The sequence below is a fragment of the Shewanella scandinavica genome (assembly GCF_031932065.1).
Classification (GTDB): domain Bacteria; phylum Pseudomonadota; class Gammaproteobacteria; order Enterobacterales; family Shewanellaceae; genus Shewanella; species Shewanella baltica.
In genome coordinates this window covers 220,307-246,736 of the sequence record NZ_JAUOES010000002.1, presented here as the reverse complement: position 1 = coordinate 246,736, position 26,430 = coordinate 220,307, and the positions used below count along the sequence as shown (strand labels likewise).

21 protein-coding genes and 1 other annotated feature are annotated in these 26,430 nt (G+C 47.3%); of the genes, 12 read left to right on the top strand and 9 right to left on the bottom strand.

Translation table 11 applies throughout. The annotated features are described in order from the left end of the window. Nucleotide 1 precedes the first annotated feature (1 nt). The 3 genes from mprF to Q4Q50_RS02540 all read right to left on the bottom strand — a co-directional run bounded on the left by mprF (nucleotide 2) and on the right by Q4Q50_RS02540 (nucleotide 6,501). A complete protein-coding gene (gene mprF / locus Q4Q50_RS02550; protein WP_311898242.1) occupies nucleotides 2–2,554 on the bottom strand; it encodes a bifunctional lysylphosphatidylglycerol flippase/synthetase MprF in 2,553 nt (850 codons plus the stop codon). A gap of 335 nt (nucleotides 2,555–2,889) precedes the next feature. Next, on the bottom strand, nucleotides 2,890–3,906 hold the full coding sequence (sohB, locus tag Q4Q50_RS02545) for a protease SohB (protein WP_259505287.1): 1,017 nt from the start codon (nucleotides 3,904–3,906) through the stop codon (nucleotides 2,890–2,892). Between the two features lie 111 nt (nucleotides 3,907–4,017). Then, nucleotides 4,018–6,501: a VolA/Pla-1 family phospholipase gene (locus tag Q4Q50_RS02540; RefSeq protein ID WP_311898240.1), complete on the bottom strand. Its 2,484-nt coding sequence runs from the start codon at nucleotides 6,499–6,501 to the stop codon at nucleotides 4,018–4,020. Between the two features lie 262 nt (nucleotides 6,502–6,763). Between Q4Q50_RS02540 and Q4Q50_RS02535 the strand changes: the two genes are divergently transcribed. After that, nucleotides 6,764–7,501, top strand: coding sequence for a YciK family oxidoreductase (locus Q4Q50_RS02535; RefSeq protein WP_006082179.1), 738 nt, complete (start codon nucleotides 6,764–6,766; stop codon nucleotides 7,499–7,501). Between the two features lie 145 nt (nucleotides 7,502–7,646). Here the strand turns inward: Q4Q50_RS02535 and Q4Q50_RS02530 are convergent, their stop codons facing one another. From Q4Q50_RS02530 to rnm, 6 genes are all read right to left on the bottom strand, one after another. Next, complete coding sequence (locus tag Q4Q50_RS02530; protein ID WP_311898239.1) at nucleotides 7,647–8,612, bottom strand: exo-alpha-sialidase; 966 nt, start codon at nucleotides 8,610–8,612, stop codon at nucleotides 7,647–7,649. A 101-nt stretch (nucleotides 8,613–8,713) separates the two neighbouring features. Continuing rightward, on the bottom strand, nucleotides 8,714–9,589 hold the full coding sequence (gene rluB / locus Q4Q50_RS02525; RefSeq protein ID WP_011847141.1) for a 23S rRNA pseudouridine(2605) synthase RluB: 876 nt from the start codon (nucleotides 9,587–9,589) through the stop codon (nucleotides 8,714–8,716). After that, a complete protein-coding gene (gene scpB / locus Q4Q50_RS02520) occupies nucleotides 9,582–10,178 on the bottom strand; it encodes an SMC-Scp complex subunit ScpB (protein WP_012089553.1) in 597 nt (198 codons plus the stop codon). The genes rluB and scpB overlap by 8 nt, the downstream gene beginning before the upstream one ends. Before the next feature lie 3 nt (nucleotides 10,179–10,181). Next, nucleotides 10,182–10,970 carry a segregation and condensation protein A gene (locus Q4Q50_RS02515; protein ID WP_011847143.1) on the bottom strand — a complete coding sequence of 263 codons (789 nt, stop codon included), beginning with the start codon at nucleotides 10,968–10,970 and terminating at the stop codon, nucleotides 10,182–10,184. A 159-nt stretch (nucleotides 10,971–11,129) separates the two neighbouring features. Then, complete coding sequence (locus tag Q4Q50_RS02510; protein ID WP_006082184.1) at nucleotides 11,130–11,750, bottom strand: L-threonylcarbamoyladenylate synthase; 621 nt, start codon at nucleotides 11,748–11,750, stop codon at nucleotides 11,130–11,132. After that, the gene (gene rnm, locus Q4Q50_RS02505) at nucleotides 11,747–12,607 is read right to left on the bottom strand and encodes an RNase RNM (RefSeq protein ID WP_311898238.1); all 861 of its coding nucleotides are present in this window, start codon (nucleotides 12,605–12,607) and stop codon (nucleotides 11,747–11,749) included. Before rnm ends, Q4Q50_RS02510 begins: the two co-directional genes overlap by 4 nt. Before the next feature lie 210 nt (nucleotides 12,608–12,817). Next, nucleotides 12,818–12,925, top strand: a sequence feature (Trp leader region). A 98-nt stretch (nucleotides 12,926–13,023) separates the two neighbouring features. Between rnm and Q4Q50_RS02500 the strand changes: the two genes are divergently transcribed. The 11 genes from Q4Q50_RS02500 (at nucleotide 13,024) to Q4Q50_RS02450 (ending at nucleotide 26,354) form a co-directional block, all read left to right on the top strand. Further along, entirely contained in the window at nucleotides 13,024–14,718 is a 1,695-nt protein-coding gene (locus Q4Q50_RS02500) for an anthranilate synthase component 1 (protein ID WP_311898237.1), read from the top strand. Nucleotides 14,719–14,727: 9 nt separating this feature from the next. Next, nucleotides 14,728–15,330, top strand: a complete 603-nt coding sequence (locus tag Q4Q50_RS02495; protein WP_311898234.1) for an aminodeoxychorismate/anthranilate synthase component II — start codon at nucleotides 14,728–14,730, stop codon at nucleotides 15,328–15,330. Then, the gene (gene trpD, locus Q4Q50_RS02490; protein ID WP_311898231.1) at nucleotides 15,327–16,400 is read left to right on the top strand and encodes an anthranilate phosphoribosyltransferase; all 1,074 of its coding nucleotides are present in this window, start codon (nucleotides 15,327–15,329) and stop codon (nucleotides 16,398–16,400) included. Before Q4Q50_RS02495 ends, trpD begins: the two co-directional genes overlap by 4 nt. A 4-nt stretch (nucleotides 16,401–16,404) precedes the next feature. After that, on the top strand, nucleotides 16,405–17,892 hold the full coding sequence (gene trpCF, locus Q4Q50_RS02485) for a bifunctional indole-3-glycerol-phosphate synthase TrpC/phosphoribosylanthranilate isomerase TrpF (RefSeq protein WP_311898229.1): 1,488 nt from the start codon (nucleotides 16,405–16,407) through the stop codon (nucleotides 17,890–17,892). A 196-nt stretch (nucleotides 17,893–18,088) separates the two neighbouring features. Continuing rightward, nucleotides 18,089–19,279, top strand: a complete 1,191-nt coding sequence (gene trpB / locus Q4Q50_RS02480) for a tryptophan synthase subunit beta (RefSeq protein ID WP_012089560.1) — start codon at nucleotides 18,089–18,091, stop codon at nucleotides 19,277–19,279. Between the two features lie 5 nt (nucleotides 19,280–19,284). Then, entirely contained in the window at nucleotides 19,285–20,121 is an 837-nt protein-coding gene (gene trpA, locus Q4Q50_RS02475; RefSeq protein WP_115334332.1) for a tryptophan synthase subunit alpha, read from the top strand. Between the two features lie 366 nt (nucleotides 20,122–20,487). Next, nucleotides 20,488–20,898, top strand: a complete 411-nt coding sequence (locus Q4Q50_RS02470; protein WP_311898226.1) for a glycerate kinase — start codon at nucleotides 20,488–20,490, stop codon at nucleotides 20,896–20,898. Between the two features lie 236 nt (nucleotides 20,899–21,134). Next, nucleotides 21,135–21,419: a DUF2798 domain-containing protein gene (locus Q4Q50_RS02465; RefSeq protein ID WP_006082193.1), complete on the top strand. Its 285-nt coding sequence runs from the start codon at nucleotides 21,135–21,137 to the stop codon at nucleotides 21,417–21,419. Between the two features lie 829 nt (nucleotides 21,420–22,248). Further along, nucleotides 22,249–23,754 (top strand): lysine N(6)-hydroxylase/L-ornithine N(5)-oxygenase family protein, encoded by a 1,506-nt coding sequence (locus tag Q4Q50_RS02460; RefSeq protein ID WP_259583340.1) that lies wholly within the window; start codon nucleotides 22,249–22,251, stop codon nucleotides 23,752–23,754. Further along, nucleotides 23,754–24,419: a GNAT family N-acetyltransferase gene (locus Q4Q50_RS02455; RefSeq protein WP_311898225.1), complete on the top strand. Its 666-nt coding sequence runs from the start codon at nucleotides 23,754–23,756 to the stop codon at nucleotides 24,417–24,419. Before Q4Q50_RS02460 ends, Q4Q50_RS02455 begins: the two co-directional genes overlap by 1 nt. A 9-nt stretch (nucleotides 24,420–24,428) precedes the next feature. Beyond that, nucleotides 24,429–26,354, top strand: a complete 1,926-nt coding sequence (locus Q4Q50_RS02450) for an IucA/IucC family protein (RefSeq protein ID WP_311898223.1) — start codon at nucleotides 24,429–24,431, stop codon at nucleotides 26,352–26,354. Nucleotides 26,355–26,430 lie beyond the last annotated feature (76 nt).

Here is a 26,430-nt window from a genome sequence, read left to right as displayed (position 1 = left end):
CCTACTTTTTAAATACACCAGTTGCACCACGACTCGTTAATGTCACTAAACTGCCCACTACAATTGGCAGAGATAATCCGCCATAACAAATCAAATACTTGGCCTCCCACGTTGGATTAAACTTATCCTTGTATCTTCTAAGCCCCTGAAAGTTATAAAACTTATTGCCCTTCTTATACACAACCTTCGCCAACTTAGTCCAAAATGGCACCAACGCTCTGTCAGTCAAGCCTGACATAGGCGCCATCCCGAGATTAAACCTCTGATAGCCTAGCTGTTTTCCCCATAGCAATAGCTCAGTAAACAGAAAATCCATGATATTACTGCTCGATAATTTAGGCTCGTAACGCATCAGATCGACTGAAAATTCAACCTGAGCGCCACTCGCCCAAATATTTGAAAACGCCACGAGTTCACCGTTTGCATACACTAATGCCATAGGTGTCGAGCACAGATAGGCGGCAGAGAAATAGCCGACCGAAAACCCCTTTTCACGCCCTTGCTTCGCCTTCAGCCAAGTCGATGATATGGCTTCTAATTGCGGCAGTATGGCCCTCACTTGGCTCGCCTCAATCACAGCAAAACTCAAGCCTTCACGCTGCGCCTTGGCATGACTCTGGCGCAAACTCCGATAGCGACTCGACGGTAAGTCAAATTGGTCGAGCTGAACAATCGCCTCCTCGCCTAATTTATATAAACCTAATCCTTGCTCTAAAAAGCTCGGCAGGTATTTTTGCGTCACTTGATAAAACACCGGCCAACCATCGTAGGCATCGCATAACTCTCTAAACTGCCACAATAAATCATCAAATTTATGTTGATTACCAATTGGATCGCCCATTACCACCCAGCAATGTCCAGCCCTTGCATACATAAGAAAGGCGTCTTTATCCTCGTTAAATAGGATTGATTTATCTTGCACTAAGGCTAAATAGCCATGACTGCTCGGCGACTGCGCGACAATCTCCATCGCCTGCTTTAATGAAGGCGTGTCCAGTTGTGGTGATTTAAGCTGAGTGCGAGACGAAAAATAGCGCACGGCAAAGGTAAGCACGATAAAGATAGCAATCGCTCCTCCTCGCAATGCTCGTGATACATGGCTATCGGGGGAGAAGGTAAACCAGAGTGAATGATCATAATCAACATCTTGATAGGAGAAAAATAATACCCAAATCATCAAGAACAAGGCAGCAGAAAGTGATAACAGCCAACCCAAAGAGTATTTAATCCCGACGACTGAACCCTTTCGATAAAACAAATTCTCACATGGCAACATCAATGCGCAAACCAATCCGATCGCGAGTGATATTTCCCATTCCGCGCCCTTAAGTATAATAAATAACATGCCCACCAGCAGCAGTTTTTTCGTTAATTCAAAGGCATTATGGTAGCGTTTAAATAATCCATGGGATAACAACAATAGCAAGACACCACTCACACTCAAAATGATGCTCGATATTTCGATGATAGGCAGCGGTACTAACTCACCTAACCAGTGATACTTATGAATAATTGAAGGGTTAACCACTGACAAGAGTAATAATAAACCTGAGCTAAATACACTGATACTCAGTAGCGGTGGTAACAGTTGGCGGATAAATGCAATTCGAGTATTTAATTTTACAATTTTATCTTTATTTGACAGTGCGATCGTAATAACAAAGTATGCCAAAGAAATTAAAAATGGAATAATGTAATAAATGATCCGATAGACAATAATGGCGCCGAGGATTTGCTCAACCGGTAAATATTGCGATAAGGCCACAGTCACGACGGACTCGAACACCCCAATACCACCCGGCACATGGGCAAGCACCCCAAGCGCATTCGCAACAAAGAAAATACTTAAGACCTGTATATAGCCCAAATTTTCTACCGCGGGCAGTAAGCTATAAAACAAGGTTCCTACGACAATCCAATCAAGTGAAGACACCAACAACTGTCTTAAAGATACAGATAACAGAGGTGGCGTAATTTCAAAGCCACGAAAGTTAAATGGCTTTTTCCGCAGCACACTCATCAGTAAATAGCCTAATACACTGAGCAGCATGCCAATACCGAGCACTGTCGTTAATGAAAATAGCCATGTTGGCAAAGGTAAAGCTGATAATTGTTCAGAGGGAAAGCATACCAGTGCAATACCACAAATAAAAAAGAGTCCGAGGAAGAATGTCACTGAACATGAAATGACTATTTGAGTGATTTTATTACCACTTAAGCCAAGTTCGGAATAAAACTTATATCTTATCGACGTCCCCGTTAACAGCGAGAAACCTATGGTATTGGAGAACGTAAAACCCAGAAAAGAAATAGGGATTATTTTACGATAAGGTATCTCCTTACCGATATTCCGAACGGCAATAAAATCGTACAAGGTTAATAAAGAGTAACTTCCCACTGTGAGTAGTGCTGCACATAACAACTCAACAAATGAAAATCCTTTAACCTCTTTAATAATGTCACTTAATTGATATTCTTGCTCTAAATTATAAAGCAAGAGTAATGAGACAGTGAATATTATAAGGCTAATAAACACCCGCACTCGTCTCCCCATGTTAATCTCCAGCACCTAAGACTGATTCAGCTAAGGTTATTTAACGTCAACATTGAAACAGCATTAAAAATTAATTAACTTTAGTTTAATTTGTAACACCACTTTATCGACGGGATTTTTAACATAGGGATTTTTCATTCGCAATGGATTTACGCATTTACTGCATGACGTTTTATTAATGTGCTTAACAAGCTGATAGCAATAGGGAGTTAATGATTTTAAATTGAGGGGGAAATAATATAAAAGCTAAAAAAATTTGCAATAGATACGCAGCTTTGGGCGTTAAGCGAAACAAAAAAGTGTGAATACTCAAAAAGTATCCACACTAGATTCCGTTACATTGGACGGTTTTTCTCGATAAGACGATTAAAAATGGCATTCACAGATAAAGAGGCGCCATGGGCAATTTTATCGGCAAGTTTCTTTCTCACCTGATAACGCATCTTATACACAGTGCGCTCTGCGGCAAGTGACATAATCACATCATCACTGGTCGAAATCGCATCAACTAACCCTAATTCAATGGCTTGCTGGCCGTACCAATGCTCGCCAGTAGCCACTTTCACTAAATCCAACTCAGGGCGATATTTACCGACAAACGCTTTGAATAAGACGTGGGTTTCTTCGAGTTCTTCTTGAAACTTCTGTCTTCCCTCATCGGAGTTTTCACCAAACACTGTCAAGGTACGTTTAAAATTACCGGCCGTATGTTGCTCATAATCGATTTCATGCTTTTTCAGCAAACGATTGAAGTTCGGCAGTTGAGCAACAACACCAATTGAACCAACAATTGCAAAAGGCGCCGCATAAATTTTATTCGCAACACAGGCCATCATATAACCGCCACTGGCAGCCACTTTATCAACGCAGACTGTTAGCGGAATATTGGCTTGGCGTAAACGGTCAAGCTGGCTGGAGGCTAAACCATAGCCATGCACCATACCGCCACCACTCTCGACATTAACAACCACTTCATCGCCTTTTTCCGCGATAGCTAAAATGGCACTGATTTCTTCGCGCAGTGACGCAACCTCAGCGGCATCGATACTGCCCTTGAAATCGATCACGAACACTTTGCCCGTGCTGGCATCATCAGCAGCTTTGTCTTTCGCCTTTTCTTCGGCCTTTAATTGCTTCTCATAGGCTTTGAATTGCTTCTTTGAAAGGAGTTCTTCTTTTAAGCCATGCTTCAGTTCTTCTAACTCTTCAGACAGGTTAGTGATCCTCAGCTCGCCCTTATCTGACTTATGTTTAACAGTGGAAGCCAACACCACAATAATAACCGCAACGATTGCGACCACTATCGTGACGGCTTTCGCCAAAAACATTCCATACTCGTATAAAAATTCCAAAGTGCTCTCCGTTAGGGCGTTACATTAATCAGTCAATTGCGCGCTATTCTAACAGCCTAAAGGCCCATAAAAAAACCCAGCATTCGCTGGGTTTTTCCGATTAAGCGCAGATTAGTTAGGACAAGTCGCAATGACATCGCTGTTTGTCACTAAAATCGTCGCATCACCTTTACCTGCAGTCGCAGCATAGGTTGCTACTTGAGTCTGCATTTCAACGGTAGCAGCGGCAGCCATACCATCTGTAGCGTCCGTTTCACTTGGGCTCACAATCGAACTATGGTGACCTTTAGAGAAACGCACAACGCCATGACCTTTACTCGTACTATCGACACAAGGTAGGCCAATAGCAGAGATCAGCGGCTCAGTGCCCGATAACGGGAAGTTATCTACACGGTTCGGTAACACTTGATCAGGTAAGTTACCGTTGCCATCTCCTGCTATTTCAATTAAATGAACAGGTAGACCCGTCGCTTTTAACGTAGCGGCATGGTTAATTGGATCCGCAGAATCCACAGCCGTTTGAACCGCAAAGGCAAACGTTGGAATAAACTGGGCATATACCGCCTGCACCAGTGCCGCATATTCAGGACTCCCCACCTCATACCCTGCAGTATTAGCCTTATCGACCAGCGCTTGGAAAGTCGCAGATGCCTTGATATTACTAAACAGCACTGGACCGAATGTTGCTGAACCCGCAAATGTTCCCGCTAATCCCCCCGCTGGCGCGGCTAAGGATACGGCATTGATGCCATACGCATTTGGCAAGGCATCACCCGTTGCAGGATTCTTCATGCCGGTGCTGGCATAGGTCGCAAAATCGGTGCCGACAATGGCGCCTAAACTCAGACCTTGAGCACTGATTTTAGACACGTCAAATACTTGTGGCTGACCTGCTTGTGCTAAGCCCTGTGCTAATCCTGTTAGAGCAAGACGAACCCCTAAATGGTCCATTGTCGCTTGACGGAAATTATCACGCACCGACAGAGTGCTAGAGATATTCACGAATACCAATGGATTACCATTTTTAAAGGCATCTGGTGTACCGACTACAGCCCCAAAAGAAGGATCGGTCGCAGAGACTTCATAAACCCCATCGCCGTTAGCATCGAACGAACGCGCCCCATGCAGTGGCATATCGATAGCAATAGTTGCAACGCCCATGGCCGCATACGAACCCGCATAGGCCAGTGACATTTCTTTGCCGCCACCTAAACCGTGCAGTGCGATTGTGGTTGGCCAACCCGCTGTCGGCGGAGTAAAGGGAATACCTTGTTGCTGATAAAAGTCCGCTAATCTTGCCGCATTAGGCATAGAAATCAGTACAGGTACGGTTTCATATCCTTTAATCGCTGGAATTGGATTGAACTTAGTCAGATGCTTAGTTTTATCTACCGCTGTACCATCGTCTAACAACCAAGTTTTACCCGCCATTAGCGACGGATTGGCTAACGCATCGGCAGGGTTCGCAATACCATTGGCCACGGCTTGCATACCAAAATTATTTTGGCTGAGTGTGCCCGCTTGCAAAGCTAACAATACGGAGACTGGGCTATCGCCTTGTGCTTTCCAATGACCATTAATTAATGGTTTACCTTCAGCTGATAAACAACTGACCGAAGAGCAGTCACCGTAAATCGGCAGTTTAATTTTGGCGGTATACACATCGGCTAAACTTGATACCACGTAGGCAGCTCCAGCAGCCGGTGTTAAGCCCGCAGCTTGTGCAACGGTATAACCGGCAGGCGTTGGCATCTGAGCAAAGCTGGGGGCATAAGGCGCGCCCTTCGCCATCAGCAGTTTAGTCGTTTCATACACGTTAGCGACAGACTGAGTCGTAAACAGCCCAGAGTAGCTTATGGTCGAAGGATCGACATTATGGGCCGCAGCAATGCCTTTTTCATAGCTGTTCACTAAGGTTTGCAGCATCAATTGATCGGGTGTTTCTAAAGGTAATGTCGTGATGTCTAGCTTCAACAAACCATAGGTAGTTGAAGGCGCAATACCACGACCTTCAGAATCTTGAATAAGATTGGTTGTCGCATAAATATACGACTGCCCAGCTTTGAGTGGCTTAAGCGGCACGATCACCACTTTATTGCCTGATGCGGTGGATACAAAGTCAACGCCAAACTGAAGTTCTGCTCCGACTTTACACGCTGAAACTGACGGTTTAGCAGTACACTCAGCATCAGAAGACAATGGACCACCGACTGTGGCCTCAAACATTCTTACTGCGCCAGGTTGTGCAACCGATGCCGCCATTAAGGTCAGCGGTGTGCCGTCGTGTTTTTTCGCTAAATCAATATCAATGGAAATCGGTGATGTTGTCGACCAGCCATCTAACGCCCCAAGCGCGATTTGTGGATCAACATAATTGCCTGAGCTTTCACCCGGAATCGATAATGTGCCATCCTTGGTACCACTGAATAGCAAATCATTCGGTAATGGTACTTTTGAATTCGCAGGGTCGAACACCATGTGCGATTCAGGGACGAGCGGGTCAGTCTTATCCTTGAGTTCGTTAAAACTGTCCTCACCACATCCTGTGAGGCCCAGTGCAGATGCAATCGCAACACCCAAAATGAGTCTTTTCATCTTTTTTCCCCAAATCTTGTTGTAATAGTTTTGTTTTCCCCAAGAAATTAGTCACAATAGCTTTTAAATCTGTGACCAATAGGGCTTATGTTAGCCCCTAACTCATTTCAAGTTAACGTAAAAATATTGAGTTAGCCACAAGTTTGTCACAAACATTTTAGCTATTTATAACAAAGTTTCATTCATTTGTTTGAAACATGCGTTTATCACTTCGGCGACTCTAGAAGTGGCGGGCATTCTCGCCAAGAGGAAAAAGAGACTCATGTTGGAATATCAAGCAGCAAAAGATTTACTCAAAGGCAAAACAATTTTAGTGACAGGCGCTGGCGCAGGCATAGGTCGCACCGCTGCCATTGAGTTTGCAAAGCACGGCGCCACTGTGATTTTACTCGGTAAAACAGTGAAAAAACTAGAAGCGGTTTACGATGTCATCGAACAAGCCGGTTATCCAAAACCTGCCATAGTGCCATTAGATCTTAAGGGCGCGACGGAGCAAAATTATCGCGATATGGCCGATACCATAGCCGAGCAATTCGATCATTTAGACGGCTTATTACATAACGCGAGCCTGCTCGGTGCCCTAGGCCCGTTTGAACACATAGATATTCCATCACTCGAAGACGTACTCAAAGTGAACGTCACGGCCCAAGTTATGCTAACTAAAGCATTACTACCTGTGATGCGCCAAGCGCCCAGTGCATCGATTATCTTCACGTCGAGCAGTGTGGGTCGTCAAGGCCGCGCCTACTGGGGACCTTATGCCTTCTCTAAGTTTGCCACCGAAGGCATGATGCAAGTCCTCGCCCATGAGTGCGATGGCACCTCGGTTCGCGTCAACAGTATCAATCCAGGTGCTACCCGCACTGAGATGCGTGCTAAAGCCTACCCTGCTGAGAATCCATTGGATCTCAAAACCGCAGAAGAGATCATGCCGACCTATTTATATTTGATGGGTCAAGATGCTAGCGCAGTGAATGGTCAGCAGTTCAACGCTCAGTAATCGCATCGCTTGTCGGGTTTTGGCAGTATGATTCAGCAATAATAAAGGGCCTATTGATGGCCCTTTATTATTTTAGATATTAGCAAGATGGAACTCTGTATTAATCCATGGCAATAAGCAGCATAAATACGCCGCACAGCTAATGTTAACTCAACAGAATTTTTGCAAAATAAATCATTGTTTTAGCTTTAGCGGCTCTGCTTGATTCATCAAGCGAATTTTGCGTATCCAGCTGTGAGTCAGCTAACTCATGGCTTGAGTAATAACTTACCCACAACTCATTTCCGTCAATAACAACGCCCGCATAACTGGTATCGCCCTTCGATGGCAGTGTCAATAGTTCTTGAATCACGCCAGTATCTGGATGAATTTCAACTAAAGCCGTTCGAACTTGTTCATCGTATAAGCGCACCACTGCCAACAGGCGGGATTGATACATCAACATCACTGGCCCACCAATGCGCTTATCGAGTTCTTGCCATTGCCAATCGGTGAATGGCGCGCGACTGTGACCGAGTAAACCAACAAATTCAGGGCCCCAAACGGGATCGCGCCTCAAGAGACAAAAGCCGCTGTCTTGATCAAAAATAATGGCAGTTTCGTTGACATAACCTTGATTATTAAACAGCTTTAGCCAAGTCTTGAACTGCACGCCATCATCACTCTTATACAACCGAGTGTCACCATCAGGTCCTGGGCGATAGCCCACACCATAGAGCGTATTTTGATGTTCGGTTAAGCGCCATAACCAATAGCCCTTATCTGCTACCTTTAGCGCATCCGACCACGATCGCCCATCGGCTGAGCGCCAAAGATGTGATTGAAGACCCGACTTATCATGTAAGGTCCCGCCACCGAGTAAAAGCAATTCCCCTTGATATTCAATCAGTTTGCCATCGCGTAAATCAGCCTCATCCGAACGAATAAGTGTCACGCTCTGCCACGTTTCGCCGCCATCAACTGAACGTAGAATACGCAAAGCGCCATCGGGTGACACATGGGCCGTCCCTTCACGGAAAACACAAAAAAGTGCTTCCTGAAACGCGATTAAATCGGTAAACGCATTATGGGCAGCTTGCTCCCAAATCCGTCGCACTGAAATTAGCTTCATCCATTCACTCCTCAATCCAGCTGACTCTTGTTATAACATAGCTGCAAATAACAGAAAGCAAAAAGGCCGCTAAGCGGCCTTTTTCATAGGGATAAAACAACTTAGCTGCGCTGACGCGATGGCTTAGGTTTTCCCGAACCTGTCACTTTATGCTTACGTACGGCGCGGCGAATTTTGGCACTCTTCACCTGTGCACGGGCTACGCTGTGTTTATCGGCAGCAAGCATAGTGCGGGTTTCAGGTTCTAAACCTGCTAGTTTACGCAAGTAGTTAACTTGCTCCATTGGCAATTCAACCCAGCCACCCCGTGGCAGTGATTTTGGCAATTCAACCATACCGTAACGGATACGGATCAAACGGCTCACTTGCACTTCTTGGGATTCCCACAGACGACGCACTTCGCGGTTACGACCTTCGCGTAAACACACATGCCACCACTGGTTCATGCCTTCGCCGCCGGCTGGCTTGATGCTATCAAACTGCGCAGGGCCGTCCTCTAACATTACGCCGGTACGCAAACGTTGCACGGTCGCTTCAGGGATTTCACCGAAGGTACGCACTGCGTATTCGCGGTCGACTTCGTTCGATGGATGCATTAAGCGGTTCGCTAATTCACCATCTGAAGTAAACAACAATAAACCTGAGGTGTTGATGTCTAAACGACCTACCGCAACCCAGCGTGAATCACGCACTTTAGGTAAGCGATCGAATACCGTTGGACGGCCTTCAGGATCTTTACGACTACAAATTTCGCCTTCGGGTTTATGGTATGCCAATACTCGACAGATCACGTCTTCGGCAGACTTTAACGAAATCGCTCTGCCATCGATACGCACTTTGGCATCGGCTTCAATCCGATCCCCAAGGCTAGCAATTTCACCATCAATACTAACTCGGCCTGCAGCAATCCATGCCTCCATCTCACGACGGGAGCCATGGCCTGCACGGGCCAAGACTTTCTGCAATTTTTCACTCATTAGTATTTTGCTCTTCTGACTGTTCCGGCGTTAATTTCACACTTGAAAAAACCGCCTGCAATGACTCAGTATCCGACAGCGGCGGTAAATCCGCTAAGGTGTCTAAGCCAAAATATGCTAAAAATTCTAAGGTAGTGGCATACAACGCGGGTCGCCCCGGTACTTCTTTATGGCCAACTACTTTAATCCAATGTCTATCTGACAAACTTTTTATGATGTGACTACTAATGGCCACACCGCGCACCTGTTCAATATCGCCGCGAGTCACAGGTTGACGATAAGCAATCACCGCCAAGGTTTCTAATGTCGCACGCGAATATTTAGGCGCCTTTTCTTGCCACAGGGGCTGCAAAAAAGGACTCAAGACTTCTAAGGTCTGGAAGCGATAACCCCCAGCGACTTTCACAAGTTGCACACCTCTGTCTTGATAATCCTGCTGCAGCTCATCCAATGCAGCTTTTATTTTGTCTCTGGAAACCGTGAAATCCACCAATACCGTGTCTTTCAACATTTTCGCCGACAAGGGTTTCCCCAATACAAACAAACTCGCTTCAATAAGCTGTTTTAATTGAGTCGGATTTATCTGCATCAATTAATAGGCCTTAACGTAAATAGTTGAAAACGGTTCTGTTTGGTACAATTCAACCAATAATTCTTTGACTAATTCCATCAGTGCTAAGAAGGTCACGACCACGCCTGCACGGCCTTCAGCTACGGTAAATAAACGTTCAAATGCCGTAAAATCTTCCGAGTTCAGCATGGCTAAAATCTGGCTCATGCGCTCACGCGTCGATAACTGTTCACGCTTAACGTGATGATCTTCATTGGCATCGATACGTTTGAGCACATCGCCAAAGGCGCGGGCAATTTCAAACAACGAGACTTCTGGCGGGATCATTAACGGCTTAATGTCAGGTGCTGCCACTGCTTTGGCTTGAAACACATCCCGCTCGAGCCGCGGCAAATCATCGAGTTTTTGCGACGCTTCTTTAATCACTTCATAGGCTTTCAACTGACGGATCAATTGCGCCCGAGGATCTTCCTCAACCTCATCTTCAGCCACCATACGCGGCAGCAGCAAACGGGATTTAATCTCGGCAAGCGTTGCCGCCATCACTAAGTAATCGGCGGCAAGTTCAATTCGAGCCTGAGTCAGCAACGTAATATATTCTAAATACTGCGCGGTGATTTGCTGAATGGGTAAATCGACAACGTCTAATTTTTGCTTACGGATCAAATATAAAAGTAAATCCAATGGGCCTTCAAAGGACTCAAGGAATACTTCTAATGCCTCCGGCGGAATAAACAAATCCAGCGGCATTTCGGTCATTGCCTGACCACGAATAACGGCTAAGGGTAAACTCTGTTGCGTGCCCTGCATCCGCTATCTTGCTCCGTTAACGCTGCGCTACCCAACTTAGGCTAACGCCAAACGCGCGATTATACCTGTAAATCTGCGGCGATAAAACTGCCAAATGTTCACTGCCGCTCGCCGCATCGCTCACTCGTATCCATTAGTGATAAATCTAATACGGCAGATTTAGAGGAACGGCGTGATATCACCCGCGCCTTCACGCAAAATTTCGGCGCCATCTTCAGACATATCAATCACTGTCGTCGGCTTTTCGCCTAAATAACCACCGTGGATAATCACATCCACTTGATGCTCGAGCAAGTCGCGAATTTGTTCAGGATCAGACTCGGCAAATTCTGCATTTGGCATCACCAAACTGGTCGACATCAGCGGCGCATCTAAGGCTTCAAGCAACGCCAGTGCGATCACATTGTCGGGCACACGAATACCTATGGTCTTTTTCTTATCATTTTGCAGACGACGCGGCACTTCTTTGGTCGCTTTAAAAATGAACGTATAAGGCCCAGGCGTGCAACTTTTTAGGATGCGATACGCCTGATTATCCACTTTGGCGTAGGTCGCAAGCTCAGATAAATCGCGGCACATCAATGAAAAGTTATGATCGTTCTCGATTTGACGAATTCTCGCCATCCGCGTCATCGCATCTTTCTCACCAATCAAGCAGCCTAATGCATAACCCGAATCGGTAGGATAAACAATCACACCGCCCGCTTTTAAGGCGGCAACAGCTTGACTGATAAGGCGTGTTTGCGGATTTACTTCATGTACATAAAAAAACTGACTCATGGTCGTTTCACCCAAGATTCCGATTGCCAGACCCAATCAATACCTTGGGGCTGATACAGATTTTTTCCTAATTCGATCCAATTACTTGGAAAGTGAAAATCACTCCCTATCGATGCAAGCAATTGATTTTGTAAGCTCAAGGCCACAAGGTTGGCCCTGTCGTCTAATGTTTGCTGGCCAAGTACCACTTCCATGGCATCTCCACCCGCTTCTTTATATTCGCGCACTAAGCGCTTAAGCCATTTTGCCGATAACTTATAACCACTGGGATGCGCCAACACAGCTAATCCACCCGCGTTATGAATGATATCGATGGCGCTGGCCATATCACCCCAATTATTGGGGACATAACCGGTTTTACCGCGGGCAAGGTAGCGTTTAAATACGCTCGGCATATCCACAGCATGACCATTTTCAGCCATCCAACGGGCGTAATGTCCACGGCTCAATGCCGCTTCACCCGCCAACGCCTTGGCACCTTCGTAAGCGCCTTCAATACCGGCCTTGGCTAATCTATGGCCAATTTCTTGGGCGCGTAATTCACGTAACTCACGCTGGTTTTCTAAAAATGCTAATAACGCAGGATTATCCGCATCGAAGTTAAGCGCAACTATGTGGATATCATAACTGTTCCAGCGAGTAGAGATTTCTACGCCAGAGATCAATTTCAATGGTTCTGCTTGCGATAGATTAAAGGCACGGGCTTCGGGTAAACCTGCTACCGTGTCGTGGTCAGTAATCGCAAATAACTGCACGCCCTTTTCAAGGGCTCTAGCCACCAATTCAGACGGAGTTAACTGACCGTCGGATGCGGTCGTGTGGCTGTGCAGATCAGCCAATATGCTTTGAGTATTCATGGGGCTATTGTACGTGAATTTGTTAATAAATGCGCTGCTATCTCGCATTTTGTGGCTGTGTGACTTAAATTTTCTGCGTCATTAAAGTGAATAAATCGCAGAAAATGAAAAATATTCAATTGACATTCGACCCCAGCTAAGGTTTTCTATACACCAATTACTGAATTAGCGAGACCCTTTTGAATGACACATATTAACGCTTCATTAAACATCATTTGGTGGTGGCACTTCCCAACTTAGCGGGTGGTGTGAAGCTCTGTGCTCATTTGAAAGTGACCAGAATCAACAAGAAGCCCGCAGAAATGCGGGCTTTTTTGTTAGGTGCGAAAAATGTCGGCAGACTCGGGTAACAAGATTAAGAAAGCGAGATAACTCATGATGTTAAAGACATTTTATAAGGTAGCTGGAGTATGAACATGCCCAAACAGACATTCGCACGCTCAAGCACACTCAAGGCGGCATTAACCTACCACAGTGATCCACTGCGCTTGTATCAGCACATTACCCAAGATGCGCCCCATACTATGTTGTTGGAATCGGCCGAAATCGACAGTAAAGATCACTTAAAAAGCATGGTGATGACCCATGCCGCCATGATGATCCGCTGCGACGGTTATCAACTGACCTTTACCGCACTGACCGACAATGGCGCGAGCTTACTTGCCCCAATCGAAACCTTCTTCAGCGCGAGCGGCGATCGTGCTGATATGAGTGCCAATCTAGTCCGTGATAACTTGACCTTAGTGGTGACGCTGCAAAAAGACACTCAGCTGCAGGATGAAGATGCACGCCTAAAATCTACCTCGCCACTCGATGGCCTACGGATGTTTATCCAGCAGATTGATTGTGGCACTCATACTGACAGCCAAAGTAAACCCGCCTTTGAGGATCTATTTTTAGGTGGCGTGCTGGCCTACGACTTGATTGATACCGTCGAACCGCTGCCAGCCGTGCCGAACCACGATAATGATTGCCCAGACTACTTATTTTACCTCGCTGAAACCTTAATCCTTATTGACCATAAACTAAAACAAGCCGACATCATTACCCATAATTTCAGTCGTGATTCAGCCCAGTATGCCGCCATCACCGCAACGCTGAGCGAGCGAGTTCAGCAGTTAAGCACACAATGTAAAACCCTCGGTAATTCACCTGCCGATGTGCCGACACTGGTCGCCATCGACGCAACTGAGCAAGTCAATATTTCCGATGAGGTGTTTAAACAAACCGTTATCGATTTGAAAGAACACATTATTGCGGGCGATATTTTCCAAGTGGTGCCATCGCGTAGCTTTAGTTTGCCTTGCCCGAATACCTTAGGAGCTTATCGTGCCCTGCGTCTAACGAACCCAAGCCCTTACATGTTTTATTTCAGGGGCCCAGATTTCACCCTTTTCGGTGCCTCACCAGAAAGTGCGCTTAAGTACGAAGCCAGCAGTAATCAAGTCGAAGTCTACCCGATTGCCGGCACCCGTAAACGCGGCAAAACCGCCACGGGCGAGATTGATTTTGACTTAGACAGCCGCATTGAACTTGAACTGCGTTTAGATAAAAAAGAACTGTCAGAACACTTAATGTTGGTCGATTTAGCTCGCAACGATATCGCGCGCATCAGCCAAAGCGGCAGCCGTAAAGTCGCTGAATTATTGAAAGTGGACCGTTATTCTCACGTGATGCACCTCGTCAGTCGCGTAACGGGTCAACTGCGCCAAGATTTAGATGCGCTGCATGCTTATCAGGCTTGTATGAATATGGGTACTTTAGTTGGCGCCCCCAAAGTAAGCGCATCACAACTGGTTCGCCAAGCAGAAAAAGCCCGCCGCGGCAGCTACGGCGGCGCTGTCGGTTACCTTAATGCCCTTGGGGATATGGACACTTGCATCGTGATCCGCTCCGCCTTTGTTAAAAATGGCACCGCCTTTATTCAAGCGGGCGCGGGCGTCGTGTTTGATTCAGATCCCCAAAGCGAGGCAGATGAAACCCGTCAAAAAGCTCAAGCCGTGATTTCGGCCATCAAAATGGGCGCTGGACTGCGAGTCAATGAATCGCCAGCGAATGACGCGTCAGCTCAATCGGCTTTTGTACAATCCACTTCAGTACCATCTAAATAGGAGCCAAACATGAAACTCTATCTACTCGATAACTTTGACTCCTTTACCTACAACTTAGTGGATCAATTTCGCAGCCTAGGCTGTGAAGTGGTGATTTACCGCAACGATGTTGCCGCCGATTTTATCGCCGAAAAACTGCTTAACGAACAAGAACCAGCAGCCCTAGTGTTATCACCTGGTCCTGGTGCGCCCCATGATGCAGGCTCTATGATGGCGCTTATCGCCAAAGTCGCCGGTAAAGTGCCTATGCTGGGTATCTGCCTTGGGCATCAAGCTATGGTGGAATATTACGGCGGCACAGTGGCGCGCGCGCCTTTTGTGGTGCACGGCAAGGCAAGCCCGACTTTCCATGATGGCACTGGCGTATTTGCCGGTTTGCCCTCTCCCCTGCCCGTTGCCCGTTATCACAGTCTCGTTGCCACTCACGTACCTGAGTGCTTGCAGGTGATTGCAACGACTGACGCTATGCCGATGGCAATTCTGCACCCTGAGCACAGAGCCGTTGGCTTTCAGTTCCACCCTGAATCGATTCTCACCACCTTAGGCAGCACACTGCTCATTCAAACCTTAGCCTTTCTTACCCAAGACATAACAACAGGAGTAACCGCATGAGTACCAACCCTATTCAGCCTTTACTCGACGTTTTATACCAAGGTAAGAGTTTAAGCCGCGAACAAACCGCCGAACTCTTTGGCGCATTAATTCGCGGAGAAATGAGTGAAGCCGCAATGGCAGGAATGTTAGTTGCGCTGAAAATGCGCGGCGAGACCATAGATGAGATCAGCGGCGCCGCCGATGCCATGCGCGCCGCCGCCAAACCTTTTCCTTGCCCTGAGCGAAACAACAATCCGCTTCATAATGGCATAGTTGATATTGTTGGCACGGGTGGCGATGGCTTTAATACAATTAATATTTCCACCACCGCAGCCTTTGTGGCCGCAGCGGCAGGCGCTAAGGTCGCCAAACACGGCAATCGTAGCGTGTCGAGTAAATCGGGTTCATCGGATCTTTTGGCGCAATTTGGCATAGACCTAACTATGTCGCCAGAGACCGCCAGTCGTTGCCTTAACGCATTGAATCTGTGCTTTTTGTTTGCGCCCCACTACCATGGCGGGGTAAAACATGCGGTGCCCGTAAGACAAGCATTGAAAACGCGCACTTTATTCAATGTGTTAGGGCCGCTAATTAACCCCGCACGACCTGAGTTTATGTTACTTGGCGTGTATAGCCCTGAGTTAGTCTTACCGATAGCGAAAGTATTAAAGGCGCTTGGCACAAAACGCGCTATGGTAGTGCACGGCAGCGGTTTAGATGAAGTCGCGCTACACGGCAACACCCAAGTTGCTGAGTTAAAAGACGGCGACATTATTGAGTATCAACTCACGCCCGCCGATTTAGGCGTGCCTTTAGCGCAAATATCAGACTTAGAAGGGGGCGAGCCCGCGCAGAATGCCTTGATTACCGAGGCGATTTTAAAAGGCCGTGGCAATGAAGCACACGCCAATGCGGTCGCCATCAATGCCGGCTGTGCTTTATATGTCTGTGGAATTACTGATTCAGTCAAAGCCGGAACCTTACTTGCGCTCGCTACCATTCAAAGCGGCAAAGCCTTTGAATTGTTAAGCCAGCTCGCAAAAGTCAGCGGTGAAGCCCTAGTCAACGGTCAAGAAAGAGGAAGATAAGCGAATGTTTCAAGTAGAAGTGACTCCAACAGCAATGACTCAAGACCTGCGTACTCAGCCAGAGGCAGCCACAAACGCTATGCCAAAAAGTAATGTGTTAACCCGTATCGTCGATACCAAAGCGGCCCATATTGCCGCCCTGAAGCTGCGTTTCCCTGAGGCGAGTCTGTCGCCAAAAATCTCTGACCGCAGTTTGTTTGCGGCACTCAAGGCGCCCAAGGCGGGTTACATTTTAGAATGCAAAAAAGCCAGTCCGTCCAAAGGGCTTATCCGCGATGTGTTTGATGTAGAAGCCATTGCCGATATTTACGGCAAATATGCAGCGGGCATTTCGGTATTAACCGACGAGCAGTTTTTCCAAGGGGATATGGACTATATCCCTAAGGTGCGCGCTCGGGTCAATCAACCGATTCTGTGCAAAGATTTTTTTGTAGACGAATACCAAATCAAACTCGCCGCCCACCAAGGCGCCGATGCGATTCTGTTGATGCTGTCCGTGCTTGATGATGAACAATATCAAGGTCTAGCGAAAGAAGCGGCTAAGTATCAACTCGATGTGCTGACCGAAGTCAGTAACGAAGAAGAACTTAAGCGCGCCATCGCATTAGATGCGCCGATTATCGGCATCAACAACCGTAACTTAAGGGATTTGAGTACCGATCTCGCCACCACAGAAGCGCTTGCGCCACACATTGGCAGCGACCGAGTGGTGATCAGCGAATCAGGCATCTACAACAATGAGCAAGTACGCCGCCTGAGTCCACTGGTTGATGGCTTTCTCGTTGGCAGCTCGATAATGGCCGAAGCTGATATAGACCTCGCCTGCCGTAAATTGATCTTCGGTCACAATAAAGTCTGCGGCCTCACCCGTGTGGAAGATATTCGCGCCGCGGCAACAGCAGGCGCTGTCTATGGCGGACTGATTTTTGCTGAAAAATCCCCGCGCGCCTTAACCCTTGATGCCGCAGAACAACTGCTCAGGACGTATCGCGCCTCCGCTGCCCCCACCATTGAATTTGTCGGCGTGTTTGTTAATGCCGCGCCAAGCACCATCACCGATATCGCCGCCAGTTTGCAGTTATCTGCCGTACAACTGCACGGCACGGAAACTGAACTTGAAATCGCACAGCTCGCCGAGCGACTTGAGCAAGCGGGACTCACCACCCAAATTTGGAAAGCCGTGAGCGTCGATGCGCAAACGGGTGAGCTTGGTAACATACCTCAGGGAGCACAGCGATATCTCTTTGATAGTAAAACGGCAGGCCAATTTGGCGGCTCGGGCCAAGCCTTTAATTGGCAAAATATTGATGTGAAGTCCTTAGGCCAGCAAAAGGCCCATGCCATGTTGGCGGGCGGACTCAATCCAGGCAATGCGGCAAGTGCCAATGCCCAAGGATTTTACGGTTTAGATTTTAATTCAGGCCTAGAAACCGCCGCAGGGATTAAATCGGCGCAACTTATCCAAACGGCTTTTACCCATTTACGTCTTTAGCCTATCGCGCTAAGCAAGAAGCCCTAGATGCAGTTGGTGCTCGACAAGCGTGATGCTCGACAAAAAATATGAACCTATTAATGCCAGTGACCAAATAGATAACGGCTCAGTTAACACTATTTATACGGTTAACACCAAAACGCTGTTAGCACCATCAAACCACTGACAAACTGATTGATAAGATAAGGAAAAAGGTATGTCAAAGTTAAAGCTTAACCCTTATTTCGGCGAATACGGCGGCATGTATGTGCCACAGATTTTAGTGCCAGCCCTTAAGCAATTAGAAACTGCCTTTGTGGAAGCGCAGGAAGATGACGACTTTAAAGCCGAATTTACCGATTTACTAAAGAACTACGCGGGTCGCCCTACAGCACTGACCTTAACCCGCAATTTAAGCCCCAATCCTATGGTAAAAATCTACCTCAAACGAGAAGATTTACTCCACGGCGGCGCACATAAAACTAACCAAGTGTTAGGCCAAGCTCTGCTTGCTAAACGCATGGGCAAAAAGGAAATTATTGCAGAAACCGGTGCAGGACAACACGGCGTTGCCACCGCCCTTGCCTGCGCGCTATTAGGCTTAAAATGTAAAGTCTATATGGGCGCTAAAGACGTTGCGCGCCAATCACCGAACGTATTTAGAATGCGGTTGATGGGCGCGGAAGTGATTCCAGTCACCTCAGGTTCTGCCACCTTAAAAGATGCTTGTAACGAGGCGATGCGCGACTGGTCTGGCAGCTACGAAAAGGCCCACTATTTACTCGGCACGGCCGCGGGGCCACATCCGTTCCCAACCATAGTGCGTGAATTTCAACGCATTATTGGCGAAGAAACCAAAAAGCAAATGCTAGAGCGTGAAGGTCGCCTGCCCGATGCGGTTATCGCCTGTGTGGGCGGCGGTTCCAACGCCATCGGCATGTTTGCTGACTTTATCGACGAGCCAAGTGTCGAACTGATTGGCGTCGAACCTGCGGGTAAAGGCATCGACACGCCAATGCACGGCGCGCCGCTTAAACACGGTAAGACAGGTATTTTCTTCGGTATGAAAGCGCCTTTGATGCAAGATAGCGAAGGCCAAATCGAAGAATCCTATTCGATTTCAGCTGGATTGGACTTCCCATCCGTTGGCCCGCAGCATGCGCATCTTAATGCCACAGGCCGCGCCCGTTATGAATCGGCTACCGACGATGAAGCGTTAGAAGCCTTCCAACAACTGGCTCGCTGTGAAGGGATTATCCCCGCATTGGAATCGGCCCATGCTATCGCCTATGCCGTGAAAATGGCGCGCGAGTGCACTAAGGAAACCATTTTAGTGGTCAATCTTTCCGGTCGTGGCGACAAAGATATTTTCACCGTTTCTGACATTTTGAATGGTAAAGAGGTATAACGAACATGAGTGATACATTGACTAACCCAGGCCTTTACCAAGCGGCCCGTTACCAAGCCACCTTTGCCAAACTCAAAGCCGAAGGCCGTGGTGCTTTTGTCCCCTTCGTCACCCTTGGTGATCCTAGCCCTGAGTTATCGCTGAAAATTATCGATACCTTAGTGCAAAACGGTGCCGATGCCTTAGAACTGGGCTTTCCGTTTTCCGATCCCTTGGCCGATGGCCCTGTGATCCAAGGTGCTAACCTGCGTTCTTTAGCGGCGGGCACGACTCCAACGGCGTGTTTTGAATTACTGGCGCAAGTGCGTGCTAAATATCCTGAACTGCCAATCGGTTTGCTGCTGTATGCGAACTTGGTGTTTGCTAATGGCATAGATGCGTTTTACGCCAAAGCGCAGCAAGCGGGTGTGGATTCAGTGCTTATTGCCGACGTACCCGTGGAAGAATCGGCGCCCTTTAGCGAAGCGGCTAAAGCCCATGGTATTGCGCCAATTTTTATCGCGCCGCCCAATGCCGACAGTGAAACCCTTGCACTGGTTAGCGCCAGCGGCGAAGGTTACACCTATCTCTTATCCCGCGCAGGGGTGACAGGCACAGACACTAAAGCTGGCGTTCCGGTGGAAGAAATTCTATCCAAATTGAAAACTTTTAACGCGCCGCCACCGCTACTCGGCTTTGGCATTGCCGAACCCGCTCAAGTAACCGCCGCAATCAAAGCTGGCGCAGCAGGGGCCATTTCTGGCTCTGCCGTTGTGAAGATCATCGAAACCCACCAGCACGATGAAGCTAAGCTACTGGCGACACTTGGCGATTTTACTCGCGCCATGAAAGCGGCGACCTAAGTTAATCAAGATTTCAATCTCTGAGATAAATTACTGATTGAAATTGATAAACTAAGTCACTGATTTAAATTGATAGCCTGAATCGCTAGTGCTTAAGACGCGATGAAAGAGAAAAATCAACAGAATAAGTGGGGCACATTCGCCGCCTCACTTATTTTGCTTTAGATTGACCGACTCCTATGTTTACCCTGCCTTGCTCACCTCACTGTTGGTGTTCTCTTACGGCTCTTATCTTTATCAACAATCACGCCTCCCCCCCCCTACCGTGACAAGAAATCAAACTGATAGCTTAGCGGTTATTTAGTCACAGTTATTTAGTCACAGTTCCTCGGTAGCATGTCTGTATCGAAATGAAATGGACTTTATATGCAGTATCGGATCTATATTCTCGAGCTAACTCCATGTGGCAATGGTGTTGAAGGTGAAGTCGCAGGCAAATGCGACAATGGCGCGCCGATTTGGTTTTATTACCAAGGCAGCGATCAACTGGCAAAAATGCGCTTTCCGGTTAACCAATGGGTGACGGTTGAATTACTCGGCCGACTAGCAAGTGTTCAAGTTGACATCATTGAGCAAGCTCCACGCCTACCAATTCAATTGAACGTTGAAACTTCAGGACAAATCGTCGACATCAGCCAAACACCCGAAGATACGATTTACCTGTCGCACTCAAACCTTGCACTCCCCTTTGATAATGAACTTGGCAAATCCCCTATTTCGCTCGGTCACTGGGTCAATATAACGGGCGAGCTTTGGGTAACAAATGGAATGAATTAAGTGCTGATCCCTGAGCTAACTGTGAACGTACAGATAGGCTAGCTTGGGCTTTAATGATTGCGCTTTATCGGTGCAATACCTAGAATGTCGCCGCTCGGGCTAAACTTCATCAATCGCTTAAATACCTTGCTTCCGCTATTGAACCCGATGGGGAAAGCAAATGAAGTCGATAACGGAAGTGACAGTGTTAGCCTGTGACAAATCATTCGCCTGATGAATTTCCAATAGAGGATCCGATGACTATTTCTAAATCTTTGCCCGATGACAAACCTCGTACTTTTTTGGGCACGCCTAAATTACCAGCCAAGTACGCCACGGTTGTAATGCCCTTTTTTCTTTCTATTCTAATGAGTTGTATCGTTTCTGGGATCAGTACTTTCAATGGCGTTGGCGCTTCACCGCAGTTTATCGAACTCTGGCTCGGTGCTTGGCTGATCTCATGGGTGGTCGCCTTCCCGACACTGCTGATGGTGTTGCCATTAGTGCGTAAAATTACCGGACACTTTGTCGATTTACGCTAGCTTTACGATTTAGCCTTTCGAACTCGCATTCTGAGTTAACAGCCACATTTCAAAGCCGTCTTAGTACGGCTTTAGCTTAAGTTCATGCCCTTAATAAACGCGCACTGCCGCTATCCATGCGGAGATAACCGCCCTATTTACAGCTCCAGCCAATAGCAGTTTTAAGCGAATAGCTCTCTGAGAAAATACCAAGCTAAGCGAATACATCTGGGGGTAATGCCTCTGAACTCATTCAGCAGAGCCAATGCATTTAAACTTAACCCACACCCGACTCATTTACCCAGCGCCTTCAGCGAGGCTCCAGCCTGCGCTTTACAATGGATTTACACTGACTGTTTAGCGGCACCTATCCCCATTGGACTCAGCCGACATTACCGCAATCTAAATCAATTCCCCTCGATTAATAAACCAACACAAATATCGATATAACCAACTGTATTTATAGCCTTAAAAGTCAAATTACTCGTAATCAACTCGATTATACACCCCTTAAGTTTAGCCTTTTTGCCAGCCAATTATCTTGCCGTCACATACGTTATTAACCGTACTTAGCCCGCTTATCCGTAAGTTAAAAGTATTAACACTCACCACCACCCAAATGAGAATGGTTTGCATTTGAATATTTTCACGTGCTAATTTACTCGCCGTTGTCGGGACAGAGGCAGCAGGAAAAATGGCCTAAGGACTGCGCTAAACATAGCTAATTAACCACAGCAAGATAGATAGCCAAACAGGCTATTTTGACTGCCGCATTTACTTGGTTTGCGTCCTTAGGTAACTGATTACTGGATCGGCAACACGCAACAGCATGCTGCCAAAGGAGGCGTAAGTGACTACTCAACAAAGGGAAATGGATCGCGAAATCTTTGATCTACTCGGCATCGGCATTGGCCCATTCAATCTTGGCCTCGCCGCCTTATCAGAACCTATCGACGGCTTTAACTGCTTATTTTTAGATGCTAAAACCAGCTTTGATTGGCATCCAGGCATGCTACTCAAATCCTCAAGACTGCAAACCCCCTTTATGTCAGATTTGGTGACTATGGCCGATCCCACCAGCCGTTACAGTTACCTTAATTTTGCCAAAAAGACGGGTAGACTTTATCCCTTTTACATTCGTGAGAATTTCTTTTTACCTCGCCACGAATACAACTTGTACTGCCAATGGGTAAGCCAGCAACTCAGCAATCTAAAATTTGGCTTTAAAGTCACTCAAGTGGATTACAACGCCGGTGAAAGTATTTATCGAGTCACAGGTTTTGATAGACGCAGTGGCAAAACCCATACCTATCAATGCCGAAAGCTAGTGTTAGGCACAGGAACAGAGCCTTATCTGCCAAAGGATTGCCCCATTCAAGATGCGCGGGTCATGCATACAGCTAGCTATATGCAGCAAAAAACCTACCTGCAGAGTCAGAGTGCCATCACTGTCATTGGCAGTGGCCAAAGTGCAGCGGAAGTATTTTACGATCTACTGCAAGACATTGATACCTATGGCTATCAACTGAATTGGATGACGCGCTCAGCACGTTTCTATCCCTTGGAATACACTAAGCTGACGTTGGAGATGACCTCGCCAGATTATGTCGATTACTTCCACGAATTAGCACCGGAAAAACGCTGTGCTTTGATCGCCAGTCAAAAATCGCTCTACAAGGGCATTAATGCAGAGCTTATCAACGACATCTATGACTTGTTATATCAAAAGCGCTTGATTGCGGATTTCCAGTGCCAATTGATGACCAATGTGGCGTTAACCTGTATTCAAACTGACCCAGATGCACTCAAGTTACATTTCCAGCATCAAGAGCAAGATACCCCTTTGAGCCAAACCACGAACGCAGTGGTGTTAGGCACTGGCTATCACTACCGTTTACCTGAATTTATCAAAGATATAAAGCAACAGATCGAGTTCGATGATGCGGGACAACTTAGCGTGCAACGCGACTACAGCATAGATATTCGCGGGGATATTTTTGTCCAAAATGTCGGTTTACATACCCATGGAATAAGTTCCCCGGATCTGGGAATGGGCTGTTATCGCAACGGCATCATCTTAAAGGCCGTGCTTGGTTATGCGCCCTACCATATTGAAGAACACATCGCCTTTCAAACCTTCGATCCGGCCAAACTTGCCAAGCATCAGCCCTGCGGCGCCAATGCGATTAACACACTGAATCTTAAACCTAAACATTTCCCTAAGACGTCGCCGCACAACAATAGCACTGATGCATCGCCGCATCTCTATCCAACCCAAACGCCGACTTCGAGTATGAGCGCAGGCGCGGGAACCAATATGTCGGTCTTGATGGCGCCAAACAAGGAGGCGCAATAATGGCGAGTCTATTTAGCAGCCATTGTTTAACGCAGCTATCAGCTATTACAAGCATCAATGGTTTCCAGTTCAGAGCGTTAGATCTCAAGCAAGACTTGCCAACACTGCAGTCTTGGTTTAACCAAGAGTACGCGCAGTTTTGGGGCATGCAGGGCTTGAATCTCGCCGCCATAGAGAACCTTATGGCAACCACGCAGCATAAGTTTGCCTTGATGGGTGAGTGGCAGGGCAAATCACTCTTTATGGTTGAGCTCTACGATCCTGCCCACGATGAAATCGGTCACCACTATCGTGTTGCGCCGGGGGATTGCGGTATGCACCTGATTATCGCGCCGCCCGATGGCAGCCCAATCAACGGCTTATCCTTCAAAGTGATGGATGCGATAGCGCAGCTCGTGCTTGAAAAATTGGCCTTTAACCGCCTAGTGGTTGAACCCGATCAACTCAATAGCAAAATTCATCGCTTAAATAGCCGAGTGGGCATTCGCTATGAAAAAGCGATTCAATTAAGCACTAAAGCAGCTTACCTCGGATTTTGCACTGCGGCCGAACGCCAGCAGGCATCAAACGGGCCCTCTTCGACGGGCTTAGTCCAGACAAGCTCAGCGCTGCCAAGCTCGCTCGCGGCGCCCGTAACCTCTCCCATGACATTATCGACTCTTTAGGTGAACTAGATGAACTTACCCACAAAAGCCTTACGAATGGATCCATTGACAACGCAGGATCATCCAACTCACGCAGCGGCTCAACTCGAGCCAACGCTGTCGTCAACCTCGACTTCTATGCCAGAGCATTTGACTCCCGCCTATTGGCAAGCGGCTAATCGGCATTTAGTGAAGAAAATCCTCTGCGAATTCACCCACGAGAAGCTCATTACGCCGACGCTATACGGGCAAAAAGCGGGGCTTAACCACTATGAACTGCGGCTCAAAGACAGCACTTACTATTTTAGTGCACGGCACTATCAGCTAGATCATCTCGCGATTGATGCAGATTCCATCCGCGTTTCAGTCGCAGGACAAGAGCAAATTCTCGATGCGATGTCGCTGATCATTTCCCTTAAAAATGACTTAGGGATCAGCGAAACCTTACTGCCCACGTATTTAGAGGAAATCACTAGCACCCTCTACAGCAAGGCGTACAAGTTAGCGCATCAGGCGATCCCCGCCGCCACGCTGGCGCGAGCCGATTATCAGAGCATAGAAGCGGGTATGACAGAAGGTCATCCGGTGTTTATTGCCAATAATGGCCGGATTGGTTTTGATATGCAGGATTACCGTCAATTTGCCCCAGAAAGCGCGATGCCGATGCAGTTAGTCTGGCTTGGAGTCCGCAAAAACAAAACCACGTTTGCCGCCCTCGAAAGCTTGAGTCACGACACATTACTAAAAGCTGAGCTTGGCCAGCAGTTCGATGATTTTCAGCTGCATCTTAAAAACCAGCAGCACGATCCACAGGACTTCTACTTTATGCCTGTGCATCCTTGGCAGTGGCGCGAAAAAATCGCCCGCGTCTTTGCCAGCGACATAGCCCGTGGCGATCTGGTTTACCTTGGTGAAGGCAGCGAACAATACCAAGTGCAGCAATCGATACGCACTTTCTTCAATCTTGCATCACCACAAAAGTGCTATGTCAAAACCGCGCTTTCCATCTTAAACATGGGCTTTATGCGCGGCCTATCGCCCCTTTACATGAGCTGCACACCGCAAATTAATGCGTGGGTGGCGAACTTGGTAGAGAGCGACCCTTACTTTACTCAGCAAGGGTTTGTGATCCTTAAAGAAATTGCCGCCATAGGTTACCACCACCATTATTACGAGCAGGCGCTCACCCAAGACAGCGCCTACAAAAAAATGCTCTCGGCCCTGTGGCGCGAAAGCCCACTGCCGCACATTGAGCCTAAGCAAAATCTGATGACCATGGCAGCCCTGCTGCATACGGATCATGAAGATAAAGCGCTGATTGCAGCCTTGATAACGGCCTCAGGCTTGCCAGCCAAAGACTGGTTGAGCCGTTACCTCAACCTGTATTTATCGCCCTTATTGCATGCGTTTTTTGCCTACGATCTGGTCTTTATGCCGCACGGGGAAAACCTGATCTTAGTGCTCGATGAATATGTGCCAGTCAAGATTTTAATGAAAGACATAGGCGAAGAAGTCGCGGTACTCAATGGCGCGAAGCCGCTACCTGAAGATGTAAAACGTCTGGCGGTAAGCCTTGAAGAAGAGATGAAGCTTAACTACATCTTACTGGATATTTTTGACTGTATTTTCCGCTATTTAGCACCGCTGCTCGATGAGCAAACCAGCGTCAGTGAAAGCCAATTCTGGGAGTTAGTGGCGGACAATATACGTGATTACCAAGCTCAGCATCCGCATTTGGCCGCCAAGTTTGCCCAATACGATCTGTTTAAGGACAACTTTGTACGCACCTGCCTTAATCGTATCCAATTGAATAACAACCAACAAATGATAGACCTCGCCGACAGGGAGAAAAACCTACGCTTCGCCGGCGGTATCGACAATCCCTTGGCGGCCTTTAGGCAAAGCCATGCCTTTAAGCGTCCCAAACTTGGCAGCGCTGAGCCGAAAACACGTTAACACGCAGCTCAGACCTGAAACTTTACGAAACGTTTGTGTGGGCTACTTATTGGCCCACTTTATTTAAACCCAACCT